Origin of the sequence: Acetobacterium sp., assembly GCF_041752335.1 — a bacterium.
GTDB lineage: Bacteria > Bacillota > Clostridia > Eubacteriales > Eubacteriaceae > Acetobacterium.
In genome coordinates, this window is the sequence record NZ_JBGSHG010000075.1 from 16026 (window position 1) to 33336 (window position 17311).

Consider the following 17311-nt stretch of genomic DNA (forward strand, 5'->3'; position numbering starts at 1 on the left):
CACGGGGGCATTTCGAGATGTCAGCCCTTGGGGGCTGACACGTCCTAATGTCACCTGTCACTCCCAATTTCGCGCAAATTATATCGGGCAGTTGGTGTCCTGGGCCACGTGGGTAAAATGACTTTTCCCACTGGCATAATCAGCCACGCATTGGCCGTGGCCCAGCAGCTTGAATTTATAGCTGAGCAGTCCGTCCAGCCCGACTGGGCCTCGGGCGTGGAGCTTGCTGGTGCTGATCCCCACTTCGGCACCGAAGCCGAAGCGGAAGCCGTCGCTGAAACGGGTAGAGCAGTTCCAGAATACCCCCGCCGAATCTACCAGGGTCATAAAGGTTTTAGCAATGGCTTCAGAGGTGGTCAGGATCACATCAGTATGGCCGGAGCCGTAGGTATTAATATGGGTAATGGCGGTATCCAGATCTGGAACAATCTTAATCGATAAGATATAATCCAGATATTCAGTTTTCCAGTCGATCTCGGTGGCTGCTTCTACAGTGATGATGGCCTGGGTGGCGGTATCCCCTTTAATATGAACGTTTTTGGCTTCCAGTGCTGTTTTAAGTGAAGGCAGCAGTGCGGCGGCGATTTTTTCGTTGACCAGGAGGGTTTCTAAGGTATTGCAGGCGGCCACGTATTGGGTTTTAGAATCCACAATGATATCCACGGCTTGCGTAAGATCAGCATCTTCATGGACATAAACGTGGCAGATCCCATCGGCGTGGCCCATTACCGGAATATTTGAATTGTTCATAATGTATTGAACAAAGCTGTTGGAGCCCCGGGGGATAATCAGATCAATATATTCATCCAGAGACAGCATGGCGGTGACATCTTCCCGGGTTTCCAGATTCTGAATCCAATCCTTTGGCAGACCGACTGAGGCGGTGGCTTCATTGATGACTTTAGCAAGGATGCGATTGGTTTCCAGAGCTTCCCGACCGCCTTTTAAAAGCACCGCGTTGCCGCTTTTTAAACAGAGGGTGGAAATCTGAACAAAGGCATCAGGACGGGATTCAAAAATAACCCCGATCACCCCGATCGGGCAGGTAACCTTGTAGAGATCCAGACCTTCGTCCAGCTGAGTTGACAGTTTGGTTGCCCCCAGGGGATCAGTGAGTTCGATCAGGCTATGGATTCCCTGGATCACGTCACTGATTTTATTGGCATCAAAGGTCAGGCGTTTGAGCAGGGGGGCTCCCAGGTTCTCTTCCTGTGAGCGTTTCATGTCGGTTTGATTGGCAGCGGCGATGGCGGCTTTGTTAGTTTCCAGAGCTTTGGCAATCGCCAGCAGACCGGCGTTTCGCTTCTGGCCGTCGGTGGCGGCTAACAGAATGCCGGCCTCCCGGGCGATTTTTCCGCGTTCTTCCATTTGCATTGGCGTTTCCTCCTTTAAATTGGTTTGACTTTCCGGGCGATTAATAATGACCAAGGGGTCAGATCCTCGCTCCGTGTATGATGCATAACGTTTATATTTTTAAAAATAATCTGAAATTTTCGGTTCGTAGGGGCGAATACTCCGCCTGCTCTATTATTTTGCTAACAAATTATCGCGGATCTTCTTAAAATCTTTCTCCCGCAAATCGGTTTTTTCCATTAAATAGGTTTCCACATTTCCGAAATTGCTATTGACGTAATCCATGGAAATCTTTAACCAATCGGGCTTAACGCCGTAAAATTCCCAGAGATGATAATTTTCAATGCCCAGCTCTTCGGACATGATATTGCCTAAAAGGTTATAACTCTCGTCAAAGGTCAGATTAGTCAGGGTATAATCCGATAGGATAACATCTTCTTTAACACCTAAAATGCTTAAAATCAGATAGGTCATAAAACCGGTACGGTCTTTACCGTTGGTGCAGTGGTAAAGAATGGGGTACTCAGAAGATTCGGTCAGATATTTCAGGACTTCCGCAAAGCACTGGGCCCGGTCTTCGGTCTGGATCTTGTAAATATGGCGCATGAATTCATCCACTACGCCGGGCTGGGTAAAATCCTTATGGTCCAGCTCCATATCGGTACTGGAAAAAATTGGCAGCAGATGATATTCGGCGGTTTTAGGCAGGCGGTCTACCTGATGTTCGGATTTTGATTTATTTCGGAAGTCAAAAACATGCTTGAGTCGCAAAGCAGCAAAATAGCTTACGTCTTTATCTGACAGATGAGCCAGTTCTTCACTGCGGATGACTTTCCGCCATTTGATTTTTCGTCCATCGACTCCGGTATAGCCGCCGATATCCCGGATATTGATGGAGTTTTCCAGTTGGATCAGACGTTTGCCTAACTGGGTTTCTTCACAGAAGATGAGATTGTTTTCATCTTTGAAATTATATAAGATACGACCGTTTGGCGCGATCAACCCCGGATAGGATAGTTTTTCATTAGTGGCTTTTGCTACTGGCTGAACCTCGGCCTTAATGGCATTGATCAGGTCCACGGGTTGGCTGGGTTCAGGGGCTGACAGGGTATCCGTCGGTGCATTTTCAGGCAAGTTCTCGTTAAACTTAATCTCGTTATTGGGCGATTCGAGTGTCGATCCGGTTTTTGCCAGCTGTTTTTTCTGGATCAGCATGCGGACCAGAAAATAAGCCGGGATGATGGAAGCAGCTCCGGCGATGATGGCAATGGTGGTTACTTTTTTCATTGATGATTTCCTTTCTGTGACTTCGTTTAGTTTCTCTTTATATGTTATGATTATAGCATAAACTTAAGAAAAAAAGTCTTTAAAAATTAAGGAGTAAAATAATGAATACGATAAAAGTTCATGGAATAGCAGGACTGGGGATTTATTGCCATATCCCTTTTTGTCTAAAAAAATGTGCCTATTGTGATTTTTCTTCTTTCTCCAGCCAGAGTGAGGAAGTGATCAGAGATTATTTTGAAGCACTGCACAAAGAAATCAGAAATTTTGCCAGAGAAAATGAAAATTCCGTTTTGCCGGCGGTGGATACCATCTATTTGGGGGGAGGGACGCCTTCCTCGGTTGATGCCAGGTATATCGAAAAAACCCTGTCCTTATTAAGGGATGTCTTTGTGATTAGAGATGATGCAGAGATCACCATCGAAATCAACCCGGGGACGCTGACTGGGGACAGGGCCAGTCGCTATAAAAAAGCCGGGATTAACCGGGCCAGTGTAGGGCTTCAAGCCTGGCAGGATTTTCTGTTGAAAATCCTCGGCCGGGTCCACAGCCAGGCGGATTTTATCAAGTCTATGGAAATTCTGAAAAGCTCCGGATTTGAGAACTTCAGTGTCGATGTGATGGTTGGTTTGCCGGGACAAAAGCTTGAGGATGTGATGGAGACCTTGCGGGAGCTGATGAAATTTTCACCTACCCATCTGTCCAGCTACAGCCTGATTTTGGAGCCGGGTACGCCCATGGCCAACTGGGTCGAGGCGGGGCAGCTGGATCTGCCGGATGATGACGAGGAGCGGGAAATGCATTGGGTGGTGGATGGTTTTCTGAAAGACCAGGGATTTGAGCATTATGAGATTTCCAGCTACTGCCGGCCAGGATACGAAAGCCGGCATAATATTAAGTACTGGGAACTGGTGCCTTATTTGGGCTTTGGCCTGGGTGCCCATGGTTTCTTTAATGGGCGACGCTATGGGAACGTCAATGAACTCAATCAGTATTGTGATTTGTTAAACGCCGGAAATTCCCCGGGAGTTTTTGAACCCGTTATGGAAACCCGGGAAATGATGAGCGAGTGGCTGTTTTTAGGTTTGCGCAAGCTGAGTGGGATACGGGATAATGAATTTATGGCCTGCTTTGGCGAGAGTTTTTTTGTCCGCTATGGTGATGTCATCAAGCCGCTGGTTGCCGATGGTTTGCTGGAATGGGATGGGTCGGTTTTAAAATTGACAGCCCGGGGGCAAGACTTTGGGAACCGCGTGTTCATGGCCTTTGTGTAGATGAAATCAGGTCAAAAAAATATCTTAAGAAAACTTTAAAAGGTGAACAAGCTATTATAGAAACTAGTTGACAAAGTAGGAGCAGGATGTTATATTTAATTCAGATGTTAGCACTCGATTATTGTGAGTGCTAATAACGAGGTGAATCATGGAACTTAACATACGTAAAAAGAAAATACTGGAAGTGATCATCCGTGATTATATTAATACGGCCGAGCCGGTTGGTTCACGAACCCTTTCAAAACGATGTAACCTGGGTATCAGCCCGGCCACCATCCGAAATGAAATGGCAGATCTTGAAGAATTAGGTTTTCTGGTTCAACCGCATACCTCTTCGGGACGGATTCCAACCCAACAGGCTTATCGCTATTATGTGGATGAAATCATGGAGATCCAAAAACTTGAGAAAATGATCCGGACAGACATTCATCGGGGCTTTTTAGATCACAATACCGAACTGGGGCCAACGATGTCGCATACTGCGCAGGTTCTGTCTCAGTTAACCAACTACACAGCGGTGGTTCTGGCACCTCGGGTGACAAATTTTAACTGTAAGCATGTTCAGATTGTTTCTTTAATTAAAAACAGGGTACTTATGGTAGTAGTGACCCAGGAGGGGATGGCCAAAAATATTGAGGTAACCCTTTCCCAGGAGGTTGACACCATGCTGGCACTGAAACTTTCTAATGTGATTAATGGATTCCTGAAAAACACCATTCTCAGTGAAATGAGCTCAGATCTGATTGATCAAATCCAGGAATTGTCTGCTGCAGAAAGTAAGCTGATCCATGAGATTATTCCCCATCTAAAAAAAGCGTTAATGGAGGATGGCTCGGAAGTTCATTCCACCGGATTGACTAATTTATTTAACTATCCGGAATTCAGCGATGTGAATAAGATTAAGCAATTGATCAATATTGTTCAGGAAAAGCAGGTGTTGTCAGAAATGATGACATCAAAGGATGGGAACCAGATCATCCGAATCAAAATCGGCAGCGAAAATGATAATGAGAATCTCAAAGACTTCAGTATCATTACCTCCACCTATGAGTTGGACGGTGAAATGATGGGAGCCTTCGGAGTCATCGGGCCGACCCGGATGAACTACGATAATGTATCGTCGGTTCTCAATTATATCCGCAATGAGTTAAATTTATATATCTCAAATTTATTAATGAAATAGGTGATTAAATGATAAAAGAAGAGGAAATCAAAACAGAAACTGTTACAGAAAATGAAGAAGCACTTCTAGAAGAAGCAGAAACGGTAACCGACGAGGAATCAACTGATGAAATTGTCGAAGAGGTATCTCCAGATGAAGTTTTAAAGGAGATTGTAAAGGAGGATGAGGCCATATTGAATCGCCTGGTCAGACTTCAGGCTGATTTTGAAAATTTCAAAAAGCGAAGTCAAAAAGAAAAAACCGAAATGTATCAGTTCGCATCAGAAAACTTTGCCACTAAACTGCTGCCAGTGATGGATAATCTGGAACGGGCCGAAGCCGCTTTAACCGATGCCAGCGAGGAAGCCAAGGGCTATATTGATGGTCTGGAAATGGTCTTTAAACAGCTCAAGGACGTGCTTAAAGAAGAAGGTCTGGAAGAAATTGTCTGTGAAGGTCCCTTTGATCCCAATCTCCACCACGGTGTTGCCGTGGGTGAAGATGACGAAAAAGAAGACCAGGATATTATTGATGTGTTTCAAAAAGGTTATAAATTTAAGGGTAAGGTTATCCGTCCAGCGATGGTCAAGGTTTGCAGCAAATAATAAAATAAACCAACAAAAAATTAAAAAAGTCCAAAGTTGAAAATTTATTAGTATAATTACTATCATTAAATTTTCATTTTAATAAAATAGTAAACATTTCAGGAGGAAATAGATATGAGTAAAGAAAAAATTATCGGGATTGACTTAGGAACCACAAACTCTTGTGTAGCCGTTTTAGAAGGCGGTGAAGCCGTTGTTATCCCTAACGCAGAAGGAAATAGAACTACCCCATCCGTTGTCGCTTTTGCCAAAGATGGCGAACGTCTGGTTGGACAGGTTGCCAAACGACAAGCGGTAACCAATCCGGATCGCACCATTTCGTCGATTAAACGAGATATGGGGACTGACCGCAAAGTACTAGTTGACGATAAAAGCTATACCCCACAGGAAATTTCAGCGATGATTCTACAAAAACTGAAAGCCGATGCCGAAGCTTATTTGGGCGAAACAGTTACCAAAGCAGTTATTACCGTCCCAGCTTACTTTAGTGATGCCCAAAGACAGGCGACCAAAGATGCCGGCCGGATTGCCGGTCTGGAAGTTTTAAGAATTATCAACGAACCAACCGCAGCTGCCTTAGCTTATGGTTTGGATAAAGATGCCAATGACAAAATCATGGTTTATGACCTTGGTGGCGGAACCTTTGACGTATCCATTCTGGAACTGGGCGATGGCGTTTTCGAAGTTAAATCAACCAACGGGAATAACCACCTGGGTGGTGATGACTTTGACCAGAAAATCATCGATTGGATGGCTGCCGAGTTTAAGAAAACCCACGGACTTGATCTTAAAAACGATAAAATGGCGCTTCAGAGACTAAAAGAAGCAGCTGAAAAAGCGAAAATTGAATTATCAACGGTTATGAAATCAGACATTAATCTGCCATTTATCACGGCTACTGCCGAAGGTCCACAGCATCTGGAATTATCATTGACCCGGGCTAAATTTGATGAATTAACTTCTGACCTGGTCAAGAGCACCATTGGACCGGTTGAAAAAGCGATGAAGGATGCGGGTCTTTCCAAAAATGAATTGGATAAGGTGATCCTGGTTGGTGGTTCTACCCGAACCCCAGCGGTACAGGATGCGGTTAAAAACATCACCGGCGAAGATGCCTACAAAGGCATCAACCCAGATGAGTGTGTTGCCATTGGGGCCGCTATTCAGGCTGGTGTATTAGCCGGCGAAGTCCATGATGTATTGTTGCTTGATGTAACCCCATTATCACTGGGTATTGAAACATTAGGTGGTGTGTTCACCCGATTAATCGATCGTAACACTACCATTCCCACCAAGAAAAGCCAGACCTTCTCCACCGCTGCAGACAATCAGACCGCGGTTGATATCCATGTTTTACAGGGTGAACGAGAAATGTCCAAGGATAACAAAACATTGGGTCGTTTCCAACTAACCGGTATTCCCTCAGCACGTCGTGGCATTCCCCAAATCGAAGTAACCTTTGATATTGATGCCAACGGGATTGTTAACGTATCGGCCAAAGATATGGGAACTGGAAAATCACAGAATGTAGTGATCAAATCGACCACTAACATGAGTGATGATGAGATTGATAAAGCAGTAAAAGAAGCGGAACAACATGCTGAAGAAGATAAACGCGTAAAAGCCTTAATTGAAGCGAAAAACGTTGCGGATTCTACCATTTACCAAACTGAACAGTCTTTAAAAGAAATGGAAGGCAAGGTTTCAGATGATGATAAAGCAAAGGTTGAAGCTGCGATCACTAACCTTCGAACAGTCAGTGAAGGGGAAGATGCAGAAGCCATTACCAAGGCGACTGAAGAACTGAATGAAGCTTTCTACCCCTTGGCTCAGAAAATGTATGAAGAAGCAGCTGCCCAACAGGCACCTGATGAGCAGGAAGCGGCTCAGGGTAATGACGACGATGATGTTGTGGATGCTGAATATGAGGAAGTAAAAGAGTAAGATTTGCCTGAAACCGGCAAAAACCAGTGGCAGCCAAGGCTGCCACTCTTTTTCGTGGAGGCAACGAGCCAATCGCAAGCTCGCTTGCAGTTGGCGACTGCCCGCGAACGGCTCAAAACGCGGGTGAGCGTTTTGAAAAGTTTCGTGGAGGCAACGAGCCATGTGTTGTTAATGTGCCGTGCCGACCAATTGTTAATCTGGTGCATATAACATGATGTAACAATTGTCGGCGCTAAATTGAGGTATGTTTTCCAACTTTTGGGAATGCAGAATCTCCCAAAAAAATGCTTTAACTCTTCTTCTCAAAAAGGTATAATTAATAGTTGTTTAGTTGGTGTTTAGGATTCAAAAGAGGTGAGAGTATTTATGAGTGAAAAAAGAGATTACTATGAGGTGCTTGGCGTTGGTAAAGATTCCAGCCCGGATGAAATAAAAAAAGCGTATCGAAAAAAGGCCATGGAATTCCATCCGGACAAAAATCCGGGGGATAGCGCGGCTGAAGAAAAGTTCAAGGAAGCTAATGAAGCTTATGAAATTTTAAGCGATGCCGATAAAAAAGCCCGTTATGATCAATATGGTCATGCTGGCGTTGATCCCAACGCTGGATATGGCGGTGGTGGCAGTTACGGCGGCGGCGGTGGCTTTGGCGGTTTTGAGGATATCTTTGGCGATATCTTCAGCGCTTTTGGCGGCGGTGGCGGATTTAGCGGCGGTCGGGGCGGTCGACGTTCCAACCGTGGCTCAGATATGAAAATCAGTATCAATCTGTCCTTCCATGAAGCTGTTTTTGGTGTCGAAAAGAAAATTAAAATTAAACGTAATGAAGAGTGCGGTAGCTGTGGTGGCTCCGGTGCCGAAAAAGGATCAACGTCAAAAACCTGTGATCAGTGTGGCGGCTCTGGGCAGGTTTATGTCAGGCAGCAGACACCATTCGGCACGGTTCAGCAGGTTCACACCTGTGACAAATGTCATGGTGAAGGAAAAATCATTGATAAACCCTGTCACACCTGTCATGGATCCGGACTTGAATCCAAGGAACGGACCATTAATATCAAAATCCCAGCCGGTGTCTATGACGGCTCAATTTTGCCATTAAGAGGTCAGGGTAACGCCGGGCCAAACCATGGCAGTACCGGGGATTTGCTGGTGTATATCAGTGTCCGGGAAGATCCCTTATTTAAACGCAATGACGACGACGTTTACTATGAATTGCCCATTACCTATGCCCAAGCAGCTTTGGGTGACAGCATTGTGGTGCCCACCATTGACAGCAAGATCAAGCTGAAGATTCCAGAAGGAACTCAAAATGGCAAGGTTTTCCGATTAAAAGGAAAAGGGATACCCAATGTCAATGGCCGCGGCCGGGGTGATCAATTTATCACCATTAAGGTCGAAGTGCCCCGTAAGCTTAGTCGTGAACAGCGCCACGCCTTGAATGAATATGCTAAGTTGGCTGGTGAAGATGCTCATCCTGAAGGGAAACGTTTCTGGTCTCGGGTTGAGGCTGAGGAAAAGGAAAGTCATCCCAAAAAAGATGCTTGATCGTATTTAGGTTACCTGCAATTGTCGGTACTACGTTTGTATAAATATTAAGTCTTAAATGCCGGAGAAATCCGGCATTTTTTTGTTGACAAAAAAAAGTGGACGGCATATAATAAAATCATTAAAACATATAGAAATTATATGAATTGAAGATAGAATTATAGAAGTGAGGTAGAAAGATGTCTAAAATTGCAAAAAGTCTGACCGATTTAATTGGAAATACGCCTCTTTTGGAATTATCAAACTATGAAAAAAGCCTGGGGCTGGAAGCGAAGCTGCTGGCTAAGCTGGAATATTTTAATCCCTTATCATCGGTGAAGGATCGCGTTGGGTTTGCCATGATTGAAGCGGGTGAAAAAGCCGGGCTGATCAAAGAAGGTACCGTGATTATTGAACCGACCAGTGGAAACACGGGAGTTGGTCTGGCGTTTGTAGCAGCAGCCAAGGGCTATCGTCTTATTTTGACGATGCCCGAAACCATGAGTGTTGAACGACGTAATCTGTTGTCGGCGCTGGGTGCCGAGCTGGTGCTGACACCGGGGGCAACGGGGATGAAGGGGGCCATTGCTAAAGCCCGTGAACTGGTCGAAACCATCCCCAATGCCGTTATTCCCCAGCAGTTTGAAAACCCTGCCAATCCGGAAATTCACCGTCGAACCACGGCTGTTGAAATCTGGAATGATACCGATGGCGAAGTGGATATTTTTGTCGCTGGTATTGGCACCGGTGGCACCATCACCGGGGTGGGGGAAGTGCTTAAAGAAAAGAAACCCGGGGTTCAGATCGTCGCAGTGGAACCGCAGGCTTCGCCAGTACTTTCCGGCGGTAGTCCGGGTCCTCATAAGATTCAGGGGATTGGGGCAGGTTTTGTGCCCGGGATATTAAATACTGGTGTTTACGATGAAATTATTTTAGTCAGCAACGACAACGCTTTTAAAACGTCCAAAAATATTGCCCAGAAAGAAGGCTTGCTGGTGGGGATTTCTTCTGGTGCGGCTCTTTTTGCTGCCACTGAACTGGCAAAACGTCCTGAAAATATTGGAAAAACCATTGTGGTGTTGCTGCCGGATAGCGGCGAACGCTACCTGTCAACGGGGTTATACACCTCATGAAAATATCAACAAAAGGGCGATACGCGCTGCGCCTGATGCTGGATCTGGCGATTAACAATACTGGGGAATACATTCCCATCAAGCGGATTGCGGAGCGTCAGGAGATATCTGAAAAATATCTGGAGCAGATCATTACCCAGATTTCCCGGGCCGGCTTTGTGCGAAGTGTCCGGGGATCTCAGGGGGGTTACCAGCTGGCAAATCCGCCCGAAGAATACACTGTCGGGATGATTTTACGGTTAATGGAAGGGGAATTGTCCCCAGTATCCTGTTTGGATGAGCCCGGTGGTTGTGGCCGGGCCGATCGCTGCGTCACCGCTGATGTCTGGCGGCAGATTAAAGATGCGGTTGAAAATGTGGTGGATAATATTACCCTGGCTGATTTGGTGAAGTCTTATAATGAAAAGGGCACCTGCGAGTATTTTATTTAGAGCTGACTGGTGTGGCTAAAAAAAGAAAATGATGGGAGTGGATGATACCGGTGGGAAGGGTTGCAGCTATTTATCGAAGTGTAAAAAAGGGAGAGCGGATTCGGTTGGATCAGCCCGCCCTTTTTATCTCCGGGTTCGGACTTGAAGGGGATAGCCACGGTGGCCGGGACCAAAGGCAGGTCTGTTTGTTTGGACTGAACAGCAATGAACAATTGCAAAAATTAGGTGGAGCTGGTTTATGTACCGGACGGTTCAACGAAAACATCACCACTGACGGCATCGATTTGTTTCAATTGCCTTTAGGTACTCGGGTAAAAATCGGGGAAACCATTCAGGAGATTACTCAGATCGGCAAAAAATGCTTTGGCTGTGAAATCGGAGACGAAAACGGAAGCTGTGTTCTGGCACATGAAGTTGTTTTCACGGCGGTGATCGAAGGCGGATTCATTAAAGAAGAGGACACCATTGCGGTGGTGGAGTAAGGCATTAATAATTATAACAGAGATGTAAATTCATGGTTCGTAGGGGCGGTATAACCGCATGAAAACAGAAAAACCCTCAACACAAAACACCGCTGTTTTCTTTTAAGAAAACAGCGGTGTTTTGCGTTGTTAATGTTAAACCAAGTTTTTTAGTAACTGGGTGTAGTCGGTAATGCGGGTATATTTTTTGTGGTTAAGCATCAGTTCTTTGGAAATATCCATCCCCAGGAGCGAGGGCTTCAGTCGGTTTGATTCTGGAAGCCGGAGGAAATCATAACAGATTCCCCGGTTGGCTAGTCGGGACATGACATTGACCCCGGTATAAGACAGCGCATTCTGAAGCTGATCGATGAGATAGGCATCCACATCCAGGGTTTTTAAGCTGTAGCTTTCATCCCGATGGGATTCTACCAGCTGACGGAACTCGTTTTGAAAAGTGTTATACAGGTCGCTGATAGTATCCAGCAGGTAGGTTTGGAAATCTGCTTTTTCTGCGGCTGTCCGGGTTTCATCGCCAAACCAGGAAATGTAGTTCAGGGTAAAACTGGCGGTCAGACGGCCAAAGTCCTGAGCCAGAGGGCCGAAACCGGCAAATTCACCATCAATAATGCGTACGTCGTCGGCGCTGATCATGATGTTGGAACTGTGAAGATCAGTATGGATCAGGCATTCTTTGTCATTCATAAATTTATCTTCCAGACGTTTGAATTCGGCCTGAATTTGGGGGTTATCAACTAATTCTTTTCTTTTTTCGTCAGTGCCGGGAATCATCTCCCGTTCCCAGGAAATGCCGATGTTTTCGTGAAAAAGAAAGGGTACCAGGGCAGTATATTCGGGATTGATAAAAAAACGTTCAACCTCGGATTTTTTATAATTGGTGAGATGAAGATTGGATGAGTAAAAAAGATTGCGGGCAAAAAAAGTGCCAATCTTATCGGTAAAATGATTATGTTTAACCATCCGGCAAAGTTCAAATCGGAGCAGGCTCAAATCCATTAAGTCTTCCATCACGATGATGCGGTTGGGTTCGTCAAAAAGGTAAATTTCAGGGCTGATGCCGGGATATACCGAGTTCCAAAAAATGAGGGTGGCTATTTCGGAACGCATCCGTCCCAGGTCCAGGGTCCAGCCGGCATCGGTTTCGTCCTCGACGGCATTGTTTTTTTCATCTTCGATGCGAAAACGGGGAAAGGAGAGCATCTGTTTCATAATCACGGATTTTCCGGACTGATCATAAACGTGATAGATTAAATTAACAAAGCCTTCGATGCTTTCCTTAACGGCATGTAAATCCACCACGGTAAGGTTTGCCTCGGCGGAAAAGATTTCCTTTGCTTTAAGGTAGTCGGCAATGCCTGCCACTGTTAAATTGCCATAGCTGTCATAGGTCATTTTTTCACTTCCTTAATTGATTGTCTTAAATTTTATTTATTACGGTGGGGATCCATAAAATGATGGATGGTGGCTTCCAATTCCTGAATGCCTTCTCCGGAATATGAGCTGACCACATGGATGTGTTTGGGATTAATGCCGGCATAAATCAGTAAATTTTTGCTGCGTTTAATATTGCATTCCTCCAAATCGGTTTTAGTGATCACCCCGATGGAGGGGATGTTGTAGGTATGGATAAAATTCGGGGGAAAGGCATTTTGGGAATCCATACAGGAACAAACTAGAATCACCAGCCCGGCATCCATGGTAATATTGATGGCCTGGCGTGAAAAAAACGGGAGCTCGATAAACTCCCCAGGGGTATCAATAAAATCGTCATAGTAACTGACCATCTGCGTTTTAGAATATTTAAGCTCTTCTTCATTGAGTCGTTGCATCAGGGTGGTTTTTCCACTGCCTATTTTTCCGATCAAGGCCACCCGTTTTCTATTATTTGCCATCGATTATGAATAGGTAATTTTAGGAATGTCGAATCCTAAAATGTGATTAAGGGTATTGAGGATTTCAGTTACGGCAGCTTTTACATCAGAGACCCGACCGGTGAGGACAAGAGAACCGCTGAAACGATCGAGAAATCCGATTTCTACCGGGGCGGCTTTGGTGGCAGCATCAGCGGCGATAATGGCAGCTTCGCTGGGGGTAATGGTTAAAATGCCAATGGCATCGGCGGCTTCGTCGTCCAGGCCCAGTTTAATATAAATATCATTTTTGGGTTTGGCAATAATATGGGCCAGGGTTACCTGTTTCCCTGGAACGTATTCTTGGATCGAGCGGTTCTTCTTTTCAGTTTCCATCTTGTCACCTTTTCTATGTGTATTTTGATGTTAATTAAATTCATTATAGCATTAATCTGGAACCCGTTACATCCATTAACGATATTTTACAGAAAGCCGGCAAAAAATTTCTGTATCAAGAATTACTTAAAAATCTATTTCCTTTATAAGGTAGATGAGTTATAATGATCAATTGTTAAACACACGGAAAAAGTGGTATAATACCACAACGATTAAACTGGAGGTAAGGGAATGCTTTGGAAAGAAGTTCAAATCACAACAACATTGGAAGCTGAGGAAGCGGTGGTCAATGCTTTTTATGATGCCGGGGCGGATGGCGTGGCCATTCAGACATTGCAGGATGCGCTTTTAATACAACAAGATCCCAAGGTAAATTTTGTGGATGAATCACTTCTCGAATTAGATCCCAATGTTTCCATTGTGCGGGGATATTTCAGCGAAGTGGAGGATACCGAAGAAGCAGTGCATAAACTAATTACTTCAGTGAAAATGCTGCCCTCTTTCGGTCTTGATCCCGGAGCCTGTGAGATGATGATTACGGAAGTGGAAGAGGAAGACTGGGCCAACTCCTGGAAAAAGTTTTACAAACCCACCAAGGTCGGCAAAAGCATTGTCATCAAACCAACCTGGGAAGAATACGTCCCGGAAAGTGATGAGATCGTCATTAATATCGATCCGGGGATGGCCTTCGGCACCGGAACCCACGAAACGACTCAGCTTTGCGCCATTAAACTGGAAGAGTACATCAAACCCGGAGATGTCGTGCTGGATATCGGCTGCGGAACCGGGGTACTGTCATTGATTGCCGGAAAACTGAAAGCGAAAAAAGTGGTAGCGGTGGATTTTGACACCCTGGCAGTTAAAATCGCCCGGGAAAACGCCGAACTCAACGATTTGGGTGGGATGGTTGAAATTCGAGAAGGCAACCTCCTGGATGTCATCGATGAAAAGGCAGATGTGATTGTAGCCAATATTCTGGCGGCCGCCATTGTGGAATTGTCAGCGATAATCAAACCCTACCTGAAAGAAAACGGCATTTTTATTTCTTCGGGAATTATCATCGACCGCTTGGCAGATGTGCTCAATGCCCTGGAAGCGGAAAACTTCAAGCTTGTTTTTGTTCAGCAAATGGGTGAATGGGTTGGGGTGGTCGCCCAGAAGAGGGACTAGCATGCATCGATTTTTTGTGGAACCCAATCAGGTTTCGGAAGCATCCATTTTTATTTCCGGGGAAGATTTTAAACACATCACCAAAGTCCTGCGATTGGGCAAAGACGATGTGATCGAAGTCTGCGATGGCCAGGGCGCAGACTATCAGGTTACTTTGAACAGCCCCGGCGAGCAGACGGTTTCCGGCCGCATTACGAGCCAATATCCATCCCGGGGAGAAACACCGGAGCTTGAAATCACCTTGTTTCAGGGCTTGCCTAAAGGCACAAAAATGGAAGTGATTATTCAAAAAAGTGTGGAACTGGGAGTTTATGCGGTGGTACCTTTTTCTTCCCAACGGGCGATTTCCCAGATCAAGGATAAGCCGAATAAAAAAATCGAACGGTGGCAGCGAATTGCCTACGAGGCGGCCAAGCAGTCCAAGCGGGGGATTATCCCGGCGATCAGGTTGCCTCAAACCTTAAAGGATGTCTTGAAAGCAGTTGACCGTTACGATCTGATGATTTTAGCTTACGAGGATGAAAATCTGCTGACCCTGAAGGCGGCGCTGGCAGATTTTGAAAAAAACTGTGATCAAAAGCGCGAAGCCAATAAACCGCTGAAAATCGGCGTGATCATTGGTCCCGAAGGTGGCTTTGATCCCCAGGAAGCAGCGGCCTGCAAAGCAGCTGGCGTGATCACCGTGAGTCTGGGCCAGCGGATTTTAAGAACGGAAACCGCCGGCATGGTGGTGCTTAGCCAATTGAATTTTTGGAAGTGAGGTGTATTTAGTTAAGGATGGATAATATGCAAAAAAAAGTCGGCTTTATGACTTTAGGGTGTAAGGTCAATACCTACGACAGTGAAGCGATGATGGAGATTTTCGAGACGGCCGGGTACGCCATTGTGGATTTTTCGGAGATGGCCGATGTTTATGTGATCAATACCTGCACCGTAACCCATCTGGGCGATCAGAAATCCCGAAAAATGATGCGCAAAGCAAAGCGGATCAATCCCAATGCGATTATCTGCGCGGTGGGCTGTTACGTTCAGGTGGCACCGGACGAGGTGGGGAAAATTGCCGAAGTGGATCTGATGGTTGGTACCAAAAATCGGGCCGATATTCTGGCCTATATTGAGGCCCACCGTCAGGATGTCAGTCAACGGGACTTTGTCTCGGACATTATGAAAGAGAAAGTTTTTGAGCCGCTGATGATTTCTGAGGTTAAGGGAAAAACCCGGGCCTTTATTAAAATCCAGGAGGGCTGCAATCAGTTCTGCACCTATTGTATTGTACCCTTTGCCAGAGGACCGGTGCGAAGCCGAAATCAGCAACAAATAATTGATGAAGTGAAACGGGTGGTTGACATCGGTTATCAGGAAGTGATCCTTTCCGGTATTCACATTGCCTCCTATGGAGTCGATCAATCGGGAAATGGTGGGAATAAAACGGACCTGATTGACTTGATCGAAGCCCTTGACGAGATTGATATGCTCAAACGGATCCGACTGGGATCCGTGGAACCGAAATTCATTACGCCCGAGCGACTGAAACGGTTGGCTGTTATTGAAAGCTTTTGTCCCCACTTCCATTTATCCCTGCAAAGCGGCAGCGATACAGTGCTCAAACGGATGAACCGTCGTTATACCACCACTGAATATTTGGAGATTGTCAGCCAGATCCGGGCGGTGTTCCCACTGGCAGCCATCACTACGGATATTATGGTGGGCTTCCCTGGCGAAAGCGAAGCAGAATTTCAGGAGACCCTGGACTTTGCCAGGGCCGTGAGTTTTTATCAAATTCATGTGTTTAAATATTCCCGGCGGACCGGAACCAAAGCTGCCGAGTTTAAGGGTCAGATTGATGAAACCCTTAAAAATTCCCGCAGCCATGTGCTTGGTGAATTATCCAGGGAATTAGAACTGGCCTTTATCAAAAAAAATGATGGCCTGATTGCAGAGGTTCTGTTTGAAGCAACCCAAGATGCTGCCGGCTATGAAGGCCATACCAAAAACTATGTGCCCGTGTTTCTTGCGACCGATGAAAAAATTAATGGTAGAATTATAAAAGTTAGGGTATCATATTCTAGTCGGTATGCTGATAAATTAAGCGGAGACGCGCTAGCAGAAACCGCGAAATAGTGAAAAACTTTCGTGCGAACTGGCAGCAAAGTTCACGGTACATTTTTAATTACCATCAGATTCTATAAACTAGGAGGAAGATATGTCCCAAGATTGTATTTTTTGTAAGATCGTCAACAAGGAAATTCCCGCCGATGTGGTTTATGAAGATGACCTGGTCATCGCCTTTAACGATATTGCCCCCCAGGCCCCGGTTCATGTGATTATTATTCCTAAAGAACATTTTGATTCGATTTTGTCTGTCCAGGCTGGAAATGATATTATCTGTCATATCCATACCGTGGCCAATCGGATTGCCCTTAAAACAGGGATTGCCGAAACCGGTTTTCGTCTTGTCAATAATTGCGGCAAGGACGGAAATCAAACCGTACCCCATCTGCACTACCATTTATTAGGTGGTCGACCATTATTATGGCCTCCCGGTTGAAAAATAATTGACAGCTTAAGAAATAATGCGTATAATATAGTTTGACTCATACCATGTTGATTAACAGTACCGGAAATTAGCAACGGATTAGAGGGGGGGGTTGAAAATGTCTGAAGTAAAAATCAAAGAAAATGAAACACTCGAAAGTGCATTGCGAC

Annotated in this window: 17 protein-coding genes; 12 read left to right on the plus strand and 5 right to left on the minus strand. The window is 45.4% G+C overall.

Annotation, left to right across the window (positions count from 1 at the left end; translation table 11 throughout):
• Nucleotides 1–78: 78 nt before the first annotated feature.
• Entirely contained in the window at nucleotides 79–1419 is a 1341-nt protein-coding gene (locus ACEW8F_RS09770; protein WP_373483300.1) for a glutamate-5-semialdehyde dehydrogenase, read from the minus strand.
• Nucleotides 1420–1527: 108 nt separating this feature from the next.
• Nucleotides 1528–2640 (minus strand): tyrosine-protein phosphatase, encoded by a 1113-nt coding sequence (locus ACEW8F_RS09775; protein WP_373483283.1) that lies wholly within the window; start codon nucleotides 2638–2640, stop codon nucleotides 1528–1530.
• Nucleotides 2641–2741: 101 nt separating this feature from the next.
• On the opposite strand from ACEW8F_RS09775, the gene hemW reads away from it, so the two are divergent.
• From hemW to ACEW8F_RS09815, 8 genes are all read left to right on the plus strand, one after another.
• Nucleotides 2742–3911 carry a radical SAM family heme chaperone HemW gene (gene hemW, locus ACEW8F_RS09780; protein WP_373483284.1) on the plus strand — a complete coding sequence of 390 codons (1170 nt, stop codon included), beginning with the start codon at nucleotides 2742–2744 and terminating at the stop codon, nucleotides 3909–3911.
• Between the two features lie 148 nt (nucleotides 3912–4059).
• Nucleotides 4060–5094, plus strand: a complete 1035-nt coding sequence (hrcA, locus tag ACEW8F_RS09785) for a heat-inducible transcriptional repressor HrcA (protein WP_373483285.1) — start codon at nucleotides 4060–4062, stop codon at nucleotides 5092–5094.
• A gap of 8 nt (nucleotides 5095–5102) precedes the next feature.
• Nucleotides 5103–5678, plus strand: coding sequence for a nucleotide exchange factor GrpE (gene grpE / locus ACEW8F_RS09790; RefSeq protein WP_373483286.1), 576 nt, complete (start codon nucleotides 5103–5105; stop codon nucleotides 5676–5678).
• A 114-nt stretch (nucleotides 5679–5792) separates the two neighbouring features.
• The gene (gene dnaK / locus ACEW8F_RS09795; protein ID WP_373483287.1) at nucleotides 5793–7622 is read left to right on the plus strand and encodes a molecular chaperone DnaK; all 1830 of its coding nucleotides are present in this window, start codon (nucleotides 5793–5795) and stop codon (nucleotides 7620–7622) included.
• A 366-nt stretch (nucleotides 7623–7988) separates the two neighbouring features.
• Complete coding sequence (gene dnaJ / locus ACEW8F_RS09800; RefSeq protein WP_373483288.1) at nucleotides 7989–9164, plus strand: molecular chaperone DnaJ; 1176 nt, start codon at nucleotides 7989–7991, stop codon at nucleotides 9162–9164.
• Nucleotides 9165–9343: 179 nt separating this feature from the next.
• Nucleotides 9344–10276 (plus strand): cysteine synthase A, encoded by a 933-nt coding sequence (gene cysK / locus ACEW8F_RS09805; RefSeq protein WP_373483289.1) that lies wholly within the window; start codon nucleotides 9344–9346, stop codon nucleotides 10274–10276.
• A complete protein-coding gene (locus ACEW8F_RS09810; protein ID WP_373483290.1) occupies nucleotides 10273–10707 on the plus strand; it encodes an Rrf2 family transcriptional regulator in 435 nt (144 codons plus the stop codon). Before cysK ends, ACEW8F_RS09810 begins: the two co-directional genes overlap by 4 nt.
• 50 nt (nucleotides 10708–10757) lie before the next feature.
• Nucleotides 10758–11189, plus strand: coding sequence for an MOSC domain-containing protein (locus ACEW8F_RS09815; protein ID WP_373483291.1), 432 nt, complete (start codon nucleotides 10758–10760; stop codon nucleotides 11187–11189).
• Between the two features lie 135 nt (nucleotides 11190–11324).
• Here the strand turns inward: ACEW8F_RS09815 and ACEW8F_RS09820 are convergent, their stop codons facing one another.
• The 3 genes from ACEW8F_RS09820 to ACEW8F_RS09830 are packed head-to-tail and all read right to left on the minus strand — an operon-like array spanning nucleotide 11325 to nucleotide 13435.
• Nucleotides 11325–12581, minus strand: a complete 1257-nt coding sequence (locus ACEW8F_RS09820; protein WP_373483292.1) for an S-methyl-5-thioribose kinase — start codon at nucleotides 12579–12581, stop codon at nucleotides 11325–11327.
• A 32-nt stretch (nucleotides 12582–12613) separates the two neighbouring features.
• Nucleotides 12614–13060, minus strand: coding sequence for a EutP/PduV family microcompartment system protein (locus tag ACEW8F_RS09825; protein WP_373483301.1), 447 nt, complete (start codon nucleotides 13058–13060; stop codon nucleotides 12614–12616).
• 24 nt (nucleotides 13061–13084) lie between these two features.
• A complete protein-coding gene (locus tag ACEW8F_RS09830) occupies nucleotides 13085–13435 on the minus strand; it encodes a BMC domain-containing protein (RefSeq protein WP_373483293.1) in 351 nt (116 codons plus the stop codon).
• Between the two features lie 231 nt (nucleotides 13436–13666).
• Here ACEW8F_RS09830 and prmA point away from each other — a divergent pair, with 231 nt between their 5' ends.
• From prmA to ACEW8F_RS09850, 4 genes are all read left to right on the plus strand, one after another.
• Entirely contained in the window at nucleotides 13667–14605 is a 939-nt protein-coding gene (prmA, locus tag ACEW8F_RS09835; protein WP_373483294.1) for a 50S ribosomal protein L11 methyltransferase, read from the plus strand.
• Between the two features lies 1 nt (nucleotide 14606).
• Nucleotides 14607–15365, plus strand: coding sequence for a 16S rRNA (uracil(1498)-N(3))-methyltransferase (locus ACEW8F_RS09840; RefSeq protein WP_373483295.1), 759 nt, complete (start codon nucleotides 14607–14609; stop codon nucleotides 15363–15365).
• Nucleotides 15366–15382: 17 nt separating this feature from the next.
• Nucleotides 15383–16726: a tRNA (N(6)-L-threonylcarbamoyladenosine(37)-C(2))-methylthiotransferase MtaB gene (gene mtaB, locus ACEW8F_RS09845; protein ID WP_373483296.1), complete on the plus strand. Its 1344-nt coding sequence runs from the start codon at nucleotides 15383–15385 to the stop codon at nucleotides 16724–16726.
• An 82-nt stretch (nucleotides 16727–16808) separates the two neighbouring features.
• Nucleotides 16809–17153, plus strand: a complete 345-nt coding sequence (locus ACEW8F_RS09850) for a histidine triad nucleotide-binding protein (protein ID WP_373483297.1) — start codon at nucleotides 16809–16811, stop codon at nucleotides 17151–17153.
• Nucleotides 17154–17311: the final 158 nt, after the last annotated feature.

What these genes read in the sequence shown, in the direction of transcription:
- dnaK (WP_373483287.1), top strand. Translation starts at nt 5,793, where the DNA reads ATGAGTAAAGAAAAAATTATCGGGATTGACTTAGGAACCACAAACTCT.
- hrcA (WP_373483285.1), top strand. Translation starts at nt 4,060, where the DNA reads ATGGAACTTAACATACGTAAAAAGAAAATACTGGAAGTGATCATCCGT.
- ACEW8F_RS09830 (WP_373483293.1), bottom strand. Translation starts at nt 13,435, where the DNA reads ATGGAAACTGAAAAGAAGAACCGCTCGATCCAAGAATACGTTCCAGGG.
- cysK (WP_373483289.1), top strand. Translation starts at nt 9,344, where the DNA reads ATGTCTAAAATTGCAAAAAGTCTGACCGATTTAATTGGAAATACGCCT.
- ACEW8F_RS09775 (WP_373483283.1), bottom strand. Translation starts at nt 2,640, where the DNA reads ATGAAAAAAGTAACCACCATTGCCATCATCGCCGGAGCTGCTTCCATC.
- mtaB (WP_373483296.1), top strand. Translation starts at nt 15,383, where the DNA reads ATGGATAATATGCAAAAAAAAGTCGGCTTTATGACTTTAGGGTGTAAG.
- prmA (WP_373483294.1), top strand. Translation starts at nt 13,667, where the DNA reads ATGCTTTGGAAAGAAGTTCAAATCACAACAACATTGGAAGCTGAGGAA.
- hemW (WP_373483284.1), top strand. Translation starts at nt 2,742, where the DNA reads ATGAATACGATAAAAGTTCATGGAATAGCAGGACTGGGGATTTATTGC.
- ACEW8F_RS09820 (WP_373483292.1), bottom strand. Translation starts at nt 12,581, where the DNA reads ATGACCTATGACAGCTATGGCAATTTAACAGTGGCAGGCATTGCCGAC.
- dnaJ (WP_373483288.1), top strand. Translation starts at nt 7,989, where the DNA reads ATGAGTGAAAAAAGAGATTACTATGAGGTGCTTGGCGTTGGTAAAGAT.
- grpE (WP_373483286.1), top strand. Translation starts at nt 5,103, where the DNA reads ATGATAAAAGAAGAGGAAATCAAAACAGAAACTGTTACAGAAAATGAA.
- ACEW8F_RS09850 (WP_373483297.1), top strand. Translation starts at nt 16,809, where the DNA reads ATGTCCCAAGATTGTATTTTTTGTAAGATCGTCAACAAGGAAATTCCC.
- ACEW8F_RS09810 (WP_373483290.1), top strand. Translation starts at nt 10,273, where the DNA reads ATGAAAATATCAACAAAAGGGCGATACGCGCTGCGCCTGATGCTGGAT.
- ACEW8F_RS09840 (WP_373483295.1), top strand. Translation starts at nt 14,607, where the DNA reads ATGCATCGATTTTTTGTGGAACCCAATCAGGTTTCGGAAGCATCCATT.